Source organism: Kordia sp., assembly GCF_050633145.1.
GTDB lineage: Bacteria > Bacteroidota > Bacteroidia > Flavobacteriales > Flavobacteriaceae > Kordia.
Genome location: NZ_JBOEFY010000021.1, coordinates 49,451 through 61,974 on the forward strand (window position 1 = coordinate 49,451; position 12,524 = coordinate 61,974).

At 33.1% G+C, this 12,524-nt stretch carries 10 protein-coding genes; 7 read left to right on the forward strand and 3 right to left on the reverse strand.

Annotation, left to right across the window (positions count from 1 at the left end):
- Genes ACRBBL_RS11000 through ACRBBL_RS11010 form a run of 3 tightly spaced genes read right to left on the reverse strand, consistent with a single transcriptional unit; the run spans nucleotide 1 to nucleotide 1,405 of the window.
- Nucleotides 1-603 carry a hypothetical protein gene (locus tag ACRBBL_RS11000; RefSeq protein ID WP_431369099.1) on the reverse strand — a complete coding sequence of 201 codons (603 nt, stop codon included), beginning with the start codon at nucleotides 601-603 and terminating at the stop codon, nucleotides 1-3.
- A 12-nt stretch (nucleotides 604-615) separates the two neighbouring features.
- Nucleotides 616-942 carry a hypothetical protein gene (locus ACRBBL_RS11005; protein WP_431369100.1) on the reverse strand — a complete coding sequence of 109 codons (327 nt, stop codon included), beginning with the start codon at nucleotides 940-942 and terminating at the stop codon, nucleotides 616-618.
- A gap of 49 nt (nucleotides 943-991) precedes the next feature.
- Complete coding sequence (locus ACRBBL_RS11010) at nucleotides 992-1,405, reverse strand: acyl-CoA thioesterase (protein ID WP_431369101.1); 414 nt, start codon at nucleotides 1,403-1,405, stop codon at nucleotides 992-994.
- Nucleotides 1,406-1,608: 203 nt separating this feature from the next.
- On the opposite strand from ACRBBL_RS11010, the gene dnaA reads away from it, so the two are divergent.
- The 7 genes from dnaA (at nucleotide 1,609) to ACRBBL_RS11045 (ending at nucleotide 12,471) form a co-directional block, all read left to right on the forward strand.
- The gene (gene dnaA, locus ACRBBL_RS11015) at nucleotides 1,609-3,036 is read left to right on the forward strand and encodes a chromosomal replication initiator protein DnaA (RefSeq protein WP_431369102.1); all 1,428 of its coding nucleotides are present in this window, start codon (nucleotides 1,609-1,611) and stop codon (nucleotides 3,034-3,036) included.
- 10 nt (nucleotides 3,037-3,046) lie between these two features.
- Nucleotides 3,047-3,502, forward strand: coding sequence for a low molecular weight protein-tyrosine-phosphatase (locus ACRBBL_RS11020; RefSeq protein ID WP_431369103.1), 456 nt, complete (start codon nucleotides 3,047-3,049; stop codon nucleotides 3,500-3,502).
- 164 nt (nucleotides 3,503-3,666) lie between these two features.
- On the forward strand, nucleotides 3,667-6,936 hold the full coding sequence (locus tag ACRBBL_RS11025; RefSeq protein ID WP_431369104.1) for a YCF48-related protein: 3,270 nt from the start codon (nucleotides 3,667-3,669) through the stop codon (nucleotides 6,934-6,936).
- A 298-nt stretch (nucleotides 6,937-7,234) separates the two neighbouring features.
- Nucleotides 7,235-8,629: a PQQ-dependent sugar dehydrogenase gene (locus ACRBBL_RS11030; protein WP_431369105.1), complete on the forward strand. Its 1,395-nt coding sequence runs from the start codon at nucleotides 7,235-7,237 to the stop codon at nucleotides 8,627-8,629.
- Between the two features lie 198 nt (nucleotides 8,630-8,827).
- Entirely contained in the window at nucleotides 8,828-10,204 is a 1,377-nt protein-coding gene (locus tag ACRBBL_RS11035; RefSeq protein ID WP_431369106.1) for a PQQ-dependent sugar dehydrogenase, read from the forward strand.
- Nucleotides 10,205-10,231: 27 nt separating this feature from the next.
- Nucleotides 10,232-10,945 (forward strand): SAM-dependent methyltransferase, encoded by a 714-nt coding sequence (locus tag ACRBBL_RS11040; protein ID WP_431369107.1) that lies wholly within the window; start codon nucleotides 10,232-10,234, stop codon nucleotides 10,943-10,945.
- Nucleotides 10,946-11,391: 446 nt separating this feature from the next.
- Entirely contained in the window at nucleotides 11,392-12,471 is a 1,080-nt protein-coding gene (locus tag ACRBBL_RS11045) for a DUF5700 domain-containing putative Zn-dependent protease (protein WP_431369108.1), read from the forward strand.
- The last annotated feature ends 53 nt before the right edge of the window (nucleotides 12,472-12,524 follow it).

Sequence of the window (12,524 nt, forward strand, 5' to 3'; positions counted from 1 at the left end):
TTAAAACTTTTTGATTCCATCTTTATGAATATAAAATCTAGCTTCATTAAAGTCTGACAATATCCAACAAGCAAATCCTAAATTTTCACGGATTACTTTTTTTGCAAAAGTTAGTGCTTCCTGTATCGTATCAAACTTATTATAAATTTCACCATAACCGTCATACTGTTTTAAAGACACCGTTAACCTTTTGTATGGAAAAACTTGTTCTATAGTAACTACAGCTTGTCCTTCTTCAAGATCAGGAAATTTAGTTATTGGTTTAAGTTGTAATTCTACTTCTTTATCCAAATTTCCTAGTGACAACATTTGCAAGTTTTCTATCGGTTTCCAATCATGATTCAGTCCATACAGAATAACTTGTCGTATCGCTTTCGGTGTGACAATTGTTCTAGGGTAAATATTCCAACTTTTCGCTATTCCCTCATCGTTAAAGTTTGTTACCATATTTGAATTATATGGAAAATTTCCCGTCAGCAACTGCCCATTCATATTTGGCAATCCAATTAAAAAACTAATTCCATAATCTTCACCAGAAATTTTATAGACGTATGTGATGTCATTAACTACAATCTTTCTAAAACCTTTTTTAGGTAAAGCCATTTTTAATTTGATTTAATCATCATCTACTCCAATCAAAGATATTTCATTTTTAAGCGGAAACTTTTTAGTAACACGCTCCATAATTATTGGTCTATTCTGTGCCCAATCTGGGTATGCTTTCCAATCTTCTTTATTCTTAAAAAATGGTTCAAAAGTGCCAATAGTAATGTTAGCATCAATTTCTATATATTTCCATTTTCCATCAAAATTTTCTGAATAATGTATCTGCTTATAACTTAACTTTTCTACTTTCCAACCTTGTTTATTGTGTTTGTAATATCTCTTAATTCTTCCTAAGAAAACAGCAATTACAAAAATTATAATTAGTAAAATGTACATCAACATAAAGTTCTTTCATCAAAAGTTTGAAAAATTAGTATCTAATAAATCACGATGAAAAGTCAATCGTCGATAATTTTTCGATCAAATGCATCGGGCATTTCATAGGTCTTTTGGTCTTCATATTAATGAATGCCAAAACTGCGTTTCCGTTTGTAATTATTTCCTTACTTTCGTTTAAAATTTCGTACTCAAATTCAATCTTAACAGAAGGCAATTTCTTAAGTGTCGTTCTAACTGTCAGCACATCATCATAATAAGCTGATTTTTTATAATTAATCTGAATAGAAATAACAGGAAGCATCACACCCATGGCTTCCATTTCCTTATATGAGATTCCAAGGGCACGCAACCACTCGGTTCGCCCCATTTCAATGAATTGCACATAGTTACCATGATACACAACTCCCATTTGGTCAGTTTCTGCGTAACGAATTCTTGTTTTTATTTCGTGATTTCTCAAAGTTTTTATCTATATTAAGTTATGTTAATGAAATGTAAAGAAATTGTTTCTAGGCATGAGAAAAAAATTTAAGAAATTCAATAGCATTCGAATTTTTTTTTCACTTTTTTTTTCACATATTTGTTCACGCTAAAAATAAAAGAGGAAAACCCCGAATTTTCTTTTTTTTCCTAACCTAAAAAATAACAATTTAACAGTAATAAATGAGTGTAACTGCGCAATCAGTATGGGATAACTGTCTGTCTTTCATAAAGGACAACATTCAACCACAAGCATACAAGACTTGGTTTGAGCCTATAAAGCCTGTAAAGTTAACAAATAAAGCATTAAGCATTCAAGTTCCAAGTAAGTTTTTTTACGAATGGCTTGAAGAGCATTATGTAAAATTATTAAAGGTTGCTTTAGTAAAAGAATTAGGAAATACCGCTCGCTTGGTATACATCATTAAGATGGAGAACACCTATGGTAATAAAAAACCATTTACGGAAAAAATTCCAAGTTCCAATCGCAGTAATGTGAAAGCACAGGAAATTAATGTTCCTATTAAAAACAAAAGTCCCGAACTGAAAAATCCTTTTATCATTCCTGGTATCAGAAATGTTAAGATTGAATCGCAGTTAAATCCAAATTATAATTTTGACAATTTCCTAGAAGGAGATTCTAACCGTTTAGCACGTTCTGCAGGAATGGCTGTTGCCAATAAACCTGGAGGAACCTCTTTTAATCCATTATTAATTTTTGGTGGCGTTGGTTTAGGAAAAACACATATTGCACACGCAATTGGTGTTGAAATTAAAGATAAGTACCCTGAAAAGACAGTATTGTATATTTCTGCTGAGAAATTTACACAACAATATATAGAGTCCGTAAAGAAGAATACACGAAACGATTTTATACATTTTTATCAATTGATAGATGTATTAATTATTGACGATGTACAATTCTTCTCTGGAAAATCTGGAACGCAAGATGTATTTTTCCACATCTTTAATCACTTACACCAAAATGGAAAGCAAGTGATTTTAACATCAGATAAAGCACCTGTAGACATGCAAGATATTGAGCAACGCTTATTATCTCGTTTTAAATGGGGACTTTCTGCCGAATTGCAAACACCGGATTTTGAAACGCGTGTTTCTATCGTAAAGAACAAACTATATCGTGATGGTGTAGAAATGCCTAACGATATTATTGAATATGTTGCTAAAAACATCAAATCGAATGTTCGTGAGTTGGAAGGTGCTATCATTTCACTAATCGCACAATCTTCTTTCAACAAAAAAGAAGTAACGATTGAGTTAGCAAAGCAAGTTGTTGAGAAATTTGTTAAGAATACCAAACGTGAAGTTTCTATTGACTATATTCAAAAAGTAGTTTCAGACTATTTCCAAATGGATGTTTCTACGTTACAATCAAAAACACGTAAACGTCACATTGTACAAGCACGTCAATTGGCTATGTTTTTTGCGAAGAAATTCACCAAAGCTTCACTCGCAAGTATTGGTTCACAAATTGGAAAGCGCGATCATGCTACGGTATTGCATGCTTGCAAAACGGTTGATAATTTATCATCTACTGATAAGCAATTCCGTAAATACGTAGAAGATTTAACAAAGAAACTTTCGCTGTAAATTTCATCAAATGAAGACTAGAGTTTTAATGGTTTGCTTAGGGAATATTTGTCGATCTCCTTTAGCAGAAGGAATATTAGCATCTAAACTCGATCCCACAAAATTTGAGGTTGATTCAGCAGGAACAGCTGGATATCATGTTGGAGAACTTCCAGACAGACGCTCTATTGCAACTGCCAAACTACACGGTTTAGACATTAGCTATCAACGATCGCGAAAGTTTATTAAAAACGATTTTAAAACGTTTGATTTCATCTTTGCGATGGATCAGTCTAATTATAACAATATTCTCGCTTTGGCGGAAACGGAAGCTGACCGTAAAAAAGTCTACATGATTCTAAATCAAATCTCTCCAAACTCAAACGCAGAAGTTCCCGATCCGTATTACGGCGGCGATCAAGGTTTTGAAAACGTATATCAAATGCTTGATGAAGCCTGCGCTATTTTTGCCAAAAACAACTCCTAGAATATTTATTTTTCTTAAACATTTCCTACTTCTTTTTTCTTAACTGTAACATATTCGTAAAAAGTATTACATATCATTTGTAAGAAATTTAGAATATTCAAAATTTGTTAAGTATTTTACCGCACTCAATTAACATTTATACCAATTATTATATCTACTTTAAAATGAAAAAAATTACTCTATTATTAATTTTATTATTTACCATTCAATTTGCATTCTCTCAAACAAACTGGGAACTCTTAAACCCGAGACCTACTGGAGCTACAGGAAATGACATGCATTTCATTACAAGTTCAACGGGTTATATACTCACATCTGGTGAGTTGTTGGAAACTACCAATAGTGGCGTGACATGGAATAAAAAAGAAAATACTCCTGGCGGGAAAGATGTTGCTTTTTTCGGAACACATGGCTACATTATTGACAATGTATATTTTGGCGTAATTCATAAATCTACAGATAATGGAAATACATGGACACAAATCAATACTGGATACAATTATTCCTACAATACAGTTAATGTTATAGATGAAGACAACATCATACTATCTAGTTCTTACAATATTGTAAAATCTACTGATGGTGGAACAACTTGGCAAAATATACCAATAACTCCTAATAACCCTGTTGTCAAAACTTATTTTACTAGCACTATGGTTGGACATGCCGCTTGCCTACAAGGAATTATTATGAAAACAATCGATGGAGGAAACTCTTGGTATGTTACAGAAACCACTAATATTGCGCCATCTGGATATATCGAAATTGAATTTATAAATGAAAATACAGGTTTTGCCACTAGAGAACATAATGATTTATATAAAACCGTAGATGGAGGTGAAACATGGAGCGAAATTACTTATGGTAGCAATGCCATGCATGCAATTCAATTCATAAATGATAACGATGGTTTTATGGCTGGTGAGAGCGGCAAAATATATAAAACAACAGACAGCGGAAATACATGGTCCTCCATAAGCCCTAACTACGCAGATCTTCCTCAAGGAATCGCAACAGTTTACGGTGTCTATTTTACAGACATTAATAATGGATATGCTACTGGTTCTGGTGGATGGATTATAAAAACTACTGATGGTGGAACCAACTGGACTGCTTATGCTCCTACGTATGATATAGTTAGAAAAGTAGAATTTTTGAATGATGATCTTGCTTATGCAGCCGTGAAAGACGATTTTTTTAAAACTGAAGATGCTGGAGTTACATGGACAAATATTGGCGAAATTATTAACAATACTTTTATTGACGATTTTGACTTTGTAAGCACTACTACTGGATACGCTGTACTCAATAACAGAATTTACAAAACCATAGATTCAGGAAATACGTGGACTGTAACAAATAATAGCAGTGTTATTATTAGTGAAGGCATTGATGAAATTATGTTTATAGATGAAAATGTAGGTTTTGCTAGTGGTGGTTTCAACCAAAGAAGAGTCATGAAAACAATCAATGGTGGAGATACATGGACACAAGTTGCCACGGAAAGCCTTGATAAAATAATTTTTATTAATGCTACTACAGGTTACGGTTACACATCTGGATTTACAAACGGAAAACTTTTTAAGACCATCGACGGTGGAGATACATGGACACTTAACTATGAAAATATTGGGGATGAGATTCTTGATGTAGATTTTGTGAATGAAAGCACAGGATATTTTGTAGGAGAAGGAAGTTCAATCTTCAAAACTACCGATAGTGGAAATACGTGGACATTACTTCAATACAGTCAAGTTTTTGGAGACTTTAGAACAATTCGATTCTTCTCTGAAAATGTGGGTTATTTAATTAATGGGAACGGAGCTTTTTATAAAACGACAAATGCTGCGTCAACATGGGAACGAATTACACCACAAGCTTTAGTAGGACCTATTCAACTTTTAAACAACCATATTTATTCTTGGGGGATTTATGGCAGAATTGCAAGAACTAATGTTGAATTTGAAGACGCTTCACTAAGCACAAGTGACGCACAAAATATCACGGTAGATAGCGCGACATTAATTGCTAATGCAACATCGAATGGAGCTACAATTGAAAATTTACAATTAGAATACAGTACTAGCTTTGCTTTTTTTAACAGCTCTACAATAAATGTAACGCCTGCAACCGTAGACATCAATCAATCTACTAACTTTTCGGTAGATGTATCAAATCTTGACTCAAATACATTCTACTATTACAGATTAAAAGGAACGTCCAATGCCGTTGAGTATATTAGCAATGTTTCTAGCTTTATGACACCAATTGCTTATGAAATCAATACAAATTTTGCGAATCCTCTTTATGCGACATCCGCTCCTGTAAGTGGTAGCATTGTCTCAAATCAATACGATATTACAAATGTTGAATTTATCTATGGAACTCAATCCGACAACTTAAACAACAGCGTACCAGGATCACCAACAAGTGTCGCTGGAAATACTAGTCAAAATATTCAAGGTACCCTTATCAATTTAATGCCCGAAACTCAGTATTATTTCCGCTTAAAAGCCATTCATCAAGGAGAAGAGATATTAGGAGGTTTAAGTTCATTCACAACTCGACCATTGTACACTATTAACTTAGGAAATAGTATTACAATCAATGCTAATGAAGTTTCATTAGATGCTTTCATAAACTGTTTTAATGAAGAAAATATAACAGATATAATGTTTGAATATGGCTCAATCAATTTTGAAAATTCTATTGCGGCAAATCCAAATCAAATTAACGCTTACTCATTTGGTAACGTAGATGCCTCATTAACTAATTTAGATCCTAATGAAACCTATTATTACCGATTAAAAGCTAAGCTCGGAACAGAAGACATTTACAGCGAGGAAAAAGTATTTAACACATCTGGTGATATCATCATGACAAACGCTAGCATGCAATTAGAACAAAATGGCTTTTTGCAATTACGAGGTTTAATTAATAGTAACGGAGCTACTCTTCAAAATATCCATTTTGAATATGGTATTACCGAAACATATGGATCTACCGTTAACGGGAGTCCAAGTAGCATTTTTAGCGCAGGTACTAGACTTATAAGAGCAACAGTTCCAAATATTATTCCTAACCAAACATATTACTACAGGCTTGTAGCAACGCATAATGGAACTACTGTTTATTCTAATCGATATGAGTACACCACCAATGTTTTAAGCACACAGGATATAGAACTACAGAAACAAACTTCTTTATATCCAAATCCTGCAAATGACTACGTAATTGTTAAAACACCTGAAAATTTAGACATTAATAATATAAAATTATTCAGCATAACTGGAAAACACCTAAATACAATAAACAGCTTAAATACATCTAATACAATCAATATTGACACTAGTAATTTAAAAGATGGCTTATATTTGGTTGTGATTGAATTAAATTCTAAAAAAACCTTGATCAAGAAATTAGTAATAAACTAACAATAGAATCACTTAACAATATTTCTTTAAACATTCTCAAATATTATAATAAACCTCCAAATATATTTGGAGGTTTATTCTGTTCCATCAAATGCTTGATGAAGCCTGCTCTATTTTTGCCGAAAAACTCTCATAGCCAGTTAATACCAAAAAAAAGTATGTGCTATTTTTTTGTATCTTACTAAAAAAAATTGCAACCTACTTTGTTATGAAATACACCTTCACTTTAGTTAACACCAACTAAACACTCCTTTTCTTAGGCTATGTATATCTAAACAAGGTTACTAAACACAACCAAATGAAAAGAAAATTACACCTATTACTAGCGCTGCTATTTCCTATTTTAATATGCGCGCAAGGAGTTGCTTTACAACAATTTGCAACTGGATTCTCAAGACCTGTAGACATCAAACACGCTAATGATTCACGATTATTTATCGTAGAACAAGACGGCGTTATCAAAATTTTAGACGATCAAGGAAATACGAACGCAACACCTTTTTTAGACATTGATGCACGCGTACGCTCTACCGGAAATGAACAAGGTTTACTCGGCTTAGCATTCGATCCAAATTACGCTACAAACGATCGTTTTTACGTAAACTACATCAACAATAGTGGTGATACTGTAATTGCAAGATTTACAACCTCATCCAATCCAGATATTGCCGATGATACTTCTGAAGAAATTCTATTAACTGTTTCACAACCTTATACGAATCACAATGGTGGTTCTTTAGCATTTGGAACTGATGGTTATTTATATATTGCTTTGGGCGATGGCGGAAGCGGTGGCGATCCAGATAATTATGCTCAAAATTTACAATCACATTTGGGAAAAATTTTACGCATTGATGTAAGTGGCGCTACCGGATATACAAATCCCGCGACAAATCCTTATATAGGAAATCCGTCTGGATTAGATGAAATTTGGTCGTATGGACTAAGAAACCCTTGGAAAATATCGTTTGATAGTGATAATGGCGAATTATGGATTGGCGATGTTGGACAGAATAATAGAGAAGAAATCAATAATGTACCTATCGTAAATGCTGGTTATAATTTTGGCTGGAGATGTTACGAAGGAAACGCCACATTCAACACTACTGGCTGTCCAGCTGCAGCTACTACTACTTTTCCTGTTGCCGAATACAACTATGGCGGAAGTCCTTTTCGTTGCTCTATCACAGGTGGTTATATTTACAGAGGAAGCATGTATCCAAACATACAAGGGTGGTATGTTTTTGCCGATTATTGTAGCAACGAACTTGGCTTGTTAGAACCTGCTTTAGGTAATACATGGAACATGTCTTTGACTAACTCAGGATTTTCTCCAAATATTTCTACGTTTGGCGAAGACATGAATAAAGAATTATATGCAGCAGGCTTATCTAATGGTGTTATTTATAAAGTATTTGATCCAACTTTGAGTGTTCCTGAAAATTCACTTGCAAACAATTATCAACTGTATCCAAACCCAGCAAACGATTATTTTCAGATTAACAATCAAAATGCAGCTTCACAACTTACAAAAGTAGTGATGTATTCATTTAGTGGGAAATTGATTTCTACAACAAGCATCACAACTGAAAATCAAAAAATCACCACCAATCATCTTACAGACGGAATTTATATTGTGCAACTAATTTCTAGTAACGGAGCCGTTTCGCATCATAAATTAGTCAAAAATTAATTTTATTTGAAAACAAACTTCAAATCTCAATATCAAAATTCGCAAGCCATGCAATAGTAGCGAATAAGGTTTTAGGAAGTATATAAATACAGGGAAAAGCAAGCACTATTTTTACTGAGAAAATTTCACTGAAATTAGATCTAAAATAGTATTTGCTTTTTTTTCGTACCTTTTGTAGGAAAAAGCAACTTACTTCCCATGAAAAATAAGAACCAACTATTACTAGCACTACTATTCCCTATTTTATTATTTGCTCAAGATGTATCACTACAATCATTTGCAATAGGGTTTAATAAACCATTAGACATAAAACACGCCAATGATTCTCGATTATTTATTGTAGAACAAGATGGGATTATTAAAATTTTAAAATCAGATGGACTTACAAATTCTACACCTTTTTTAGATATTGATGACAAAGTTATTACAGGTTTAGGCGAGGTAGGGTTATTAGGCTTGGCATTCGATCCAAATTACGCAACCAATAATAGATTTTATGTAAACTACATCAATAATAATTTAGATACGGTGATTTCAAGATTTACAACTTCTGCAAATCCTGACATTGCTGATGATACTTCTGAAGAAATTCTACTCACAATTCCTCAACCAGTAAGCATTCATAATGGTGGCTCGTTAGCATTTGGCAACGATGGTTTTTTATACATTGCATTAGGCGATGGTGGGATTCCTAACAACTCACAAAATTTACAATCTCATTTGGGTAAAATTCTACGTATTGATGTGAGTGGAGCGACTGGATATACAATTCCTACAACAAATCCGTATGTTGGAGATCCGGCAGGTTTGGATGAAATTTGGTCGTATGGACTTAGAAATCCTTGGAAAATAACATTTGACAGCGACAATGGCGAATTATGGATTGCTGATGTTGGAAATTTTATCAAAGAAGAAATTAATAATGTCCCTATTATAGATGCTGGATATAATTTTGGATGGAACTGCTACGAAGGTACTAGCATGGTTAACAATTCTAACTGCCCAGCAATGTCTACAGTTACATTCCCTGTTAGCGAATATAGTCCTGGCGGAAATCCTTTTAAATGTGCTATTACTGGCGGTTATCGCTACAGAGGTTCTACGTATCCAGATTTTGAAGGATTATACTTTTTTGCGGATTATTGTACCAGTGAAATTGGAACATTAACACCATCTGGCAACTCATGGAATATAACCTTTAACGGTCCGTTCTCTGGAGATATTGCAACTTTTGGTGAAGATGTAAACAAAGAATTGTACGCAGCAGGTTTGTCCAACGGAATTATTTATAAGATAATTGACACTACTTTGGGTGTGGAAGAAAATTCACTAGAAAATAACTACAAATTGTATCCAAATCCAGCAAACGATTATTTTCAGATTAGCAATCAAAATACAGCTTCACAAATCAAAGGAGTTGTCATGTATTCATTTAGCGGAAAGTTAATTTCAACCACTACAATTACTACTGAAAATCAAAAAATTACCACAAATCATCTTACTGACGGAATTTACATTGTACAACTAATTTCAAATAATGATACCGTTTCATATCATAAATTAATTAAAAATTAGTTTTATTTGTAATTAAACTCCCAATCTATGCAAGCATCACACGGAATTTTATATTTAATTCCAACAACTTTAGGCGAAAGTGAACCTTTGGAAGTATTACCATTATCCGTAAAAAAAATTATAGAAGTTACCAATCATTTTATTGTTGAGAATGAAAAAACAGCGCGACGTTTTATAAAAAAGATTACACCAAAAAAAGTACAGCCTTTATTGGAATTGTATGTGTTGAACAAATACACACAAGATCAAGAGTTGCCTGCTTTTTTGGAAGCAATTTTTCAAGGGAAAAATGTAGGTTTACTTTCAGAAGCTGGTTGTCCTGGTGTTGCAGATCCTGGTTCAGAGATTGTAAAGATTGCGCACGAAAAAGGAATTCGTGTTGTTCCGCTTGTTGGTCCATCTTCCATATTAATGGCAATGATGGCATCTGGAATGAACGGGCAAAATTTTGCTTTTAACGGCTACTTACCTATTGATAAAGACGAACGCAAACGCGCGATTAAACAATTGGAAAAACGTGCAGGTGATTTTAAACAATCGCAAGCATTTATTGAAACTCCGTATCGCAATGATAAATTATTAGCAGATTTAATTGCCACACTTTCTGGAAACACACGTTTATGTGTTGCTTGTGATATTACATTAAGTACAGAATATATTCGTACAATGACGATTAGTGAATGGAAGAAAACTTCCGTGAATTTACATAAACGACCGACGATGTTTATATTAGATCGCTAACGCTCTTAGATATTAGACCGTTTCGCTTTTAGAACGCTGTCGCTTTTAGATTTGTCTGTTGTCTATTGCTTGTTGTCCAAAAAAGAACACTTTATATTTGAAATTCAATATTTGGTATTTAAGATTTCTCAAGCGTCACTTCGAGTGAATTTGCAAAGCAAATTTGTATCGAGAAGTTCTTTGAAACCTAATGAATCTTTAAAATTCAACATTTATAATTTTAACTTTGCGGCTTGCGCAAGTTATTTTTCGATTTTTGGCTTCGAAACATAAACTATTAAACTCATAAACTTAAAAGCAAAAAAAACTCAGCATGTTTCCAGACTTTGGGTAAGAATATTGTAATTTTAGGAATAGCTTAATCTTTAATAGAAAGACAGGCTTGGTTATAATTACGAATAACAAGAATTCCTGTGATACATATGCTGTAAACTATTTAAATACGCATGAATAGAAAATATATTTTTTTGTTAGCATTCAATACTTTGATCTTCTTATCTTCCTATGGACAGCAGTTTTCAACAGAGAGCTTTGATATATTTTGGAAATCCATGGATCAAATTCAAACTCAAGAGAAAACAACTATTGAAGACTTAAATAGATTGTGGAATTCGGTAGGATATAATTCTTGGATGAGTTCTAAAAGAGGGCAAAGCATTTTTCACAACTATTATACTTTAGTCAATAATCCAACTCTACAAGACTCTTTAAAATCTGAAATTGAAAGGGCAAAAGGGTATCGAGCAACTCTTTTTCAACACATAATTGAAGCTAAGAAAAAAAAGGAAGTCCTTCATACATTTGCAGAGGACATGGTTAATTCGAACATGATTGAAGAAGCAAAAAAATATGCCTTTAAATATTTACCAGATACTTTATCTGTAGAAAACGATAGCACAAATATTGCTTTGATGATTTTTCAACCAGATGCTTTTGCTGTTCCCGAAGAAAATGTGATTTTATTGGACGTACTATATGCATACAATTACGGCCAAGGCTTTGAAAAGTTTCTTGGACATGAGTTTTTTCACATATATTCAGCTAAATATTTATCAAAACTTCGATCAACTGATTATGAAAATGATGCTCTTGTTTGGAGTATTGATAAGCTAAGAAACGAAGGAATTGCAGATTTAATTGATAAAGAGAATATTTTTGATAAGCTTAATAAGTCTGAATATGACATAAAATACATTAACCATTATCGAAACTCAAAGCAACATCTTCAAACAATAGATTCGTTAATTCAAGAAATTGCAAAAGATAATTCGAGGCTAAAAGAGCTTGGTAAGAAGGTTCGAAGAGAAATGCACTTTGGAGCGCATCCTCTTGGCTTATATATAGCAAAAATCATCAAAAGTAAAATGGGAAAAGAAGCACTTTTACAGTGTTTAGAAAATCCTTTTCTTTTTCTATACTTCTACAATGATATTGCAAAAAAATCTGATGGAGAATACTTCATTTTTGCAGACGAATCAATTCAATATCTCAAATCATTGGAGCAAAAGTTTATTGACAAAGAATAACTGCTAGAACTCTTTTAAACGAATTAGTTTCATTGAAGTTCGTTCCATACTAT

Excerpts from the sequence above, each read along its gene's own strand:
- dnaA (WP_431369102.1), top strand. The coding sequence starts at position 1,609 with ATGAGTGTAACTGCGCAATCAGTATGGGATAACTGTCTGTCTTTCATA.
- ACRBBL_RS11035 (WP_431369106.1), top strand. The coding sequence starts at position 8,828 with ATGAAAAATAAGAACCAACTATTACTAGCACTACTATTCCCTATTTTA.
- ACRBBL_RS11005 (WP_431369100.1), bottom strand. The coding sequence starts at position 942 with ATGTACATTTTACTAATTATAATTTTTGTAATTGCTGTTTTCTTAGGA.
- ACRBBL_RS11045 (WP_431369108.1), top strand. The coding sequence starts at position 11,392 with ATGAATAGAAAATATATTTTTTTGTTAGCATTCAATACTTTGATCTTC.
- ACRBBL_RS11000 (WP_431369099.1), bottom strand. The coding sequence starts at position 603 with ATGGCTTTACCTAAAAAAGGTTTTAGAAAGATTGTAGTTAATGACATC.
- ACRBBL_RS11020 (WP_431369103.1), top strand. The coding sequence starts at position 3,047 with ATGAAGACTAGAGTTTTAATGGTTTGCTTAGGGAATATTTGTCGATCT.
- ACRBBL_RS11030 (WP_431369105.1), top strand. The coding sequence starts at position 7,235 with ATGAAAAGAAAATTACACCTATTACTAGCGCTGCTATTTCCTATTTTA.
- ACRBBL_RS11025 (WP_431369104.1), top strand. The coding sequence starts at position 3,667 with ATGAAAAAAATTACTCTATTATTAATTTTATTATTTACCATTCAATTT.
- ACRBBL_RS11040 (WP_431369107.1), top strand. The coding sequence starts at position 10,232 with ATGCAAGCATCACACGGAATTTTATATTTAATTCCAACAACTTTAGGC.